Origin of the sequence: Xanthomonas pisi DSM 18956, from assembly GCF_001010415.1 — a bacterium.
In the GTDB taxonomy this organism is placed as follows: Bacteria; Pseudomonadota; Gammaproteobacteria; order Xanthomonadales; family Xanthomonadaceae; genus Xanthomonas; species Xanthomonas pisi.
Map to the genome: position 1 here is coordinate 1 of NZ_JPLE01000274.1, position 506 is coordinate 506.

Sequence of the window (506 nt, forward strand, 5' to 3'; positions counted from 1 at the left end):
AACCACATCCTTGTGGTAATTATATCATAATTTACAGGATGAACAATCATCTGCTTTAGGTGTTTCTAACTCATAGTCATCTGTACCAGAACCATCTCGAGTGTTATGATAGTAGAGGTTTTTTCCGCCAAAGTACCAGAAGTAAAGCAGATCGTCAAGCATTACTGACATTGGCACTTTACCTTTCTCAAATACTGCAGGGTCATAGTAAGTATTAGCAGAAGCAGATTGGCACACCCATTTCAACATGATAGCAACTTGGGTCAAATAAGGTTTATTACCTTTCTTAGCAAGTTTCCACGCGTAGTCGTAAAGACTCATGTTATGTTCGATATTAGGAACAACCTGTCGGAAGTTGCCTTCTTTAGATTCTTTAATACTTACAGGTCCACGAGGTGGTTCTATACCGTTTGTGCTATTTGAGCCTTGACTGCTTGATTCACATGGCATGAGAGCAGACAACGTTGAGTTACGAATTCCATGTTCTTTGAGTTCAGCTCGTAGTT

General features: G+C 39.7%; 1 protein-coding gene. It reads right to left on the reverse strand.

Going from position 1 to position 506, the window contains the following annotated elements:
* Positions 1 to 24: 24 nt before the first annotated feature.
* Positions 25 to 506 (reverse strand): ribonucleotide reductase barrel domain-containing protein (locus Y887_RS19785; RefSeq protein ID WP_211257026.1); only part of this gene is annotated, 482 nt, incomplete at its 5' end.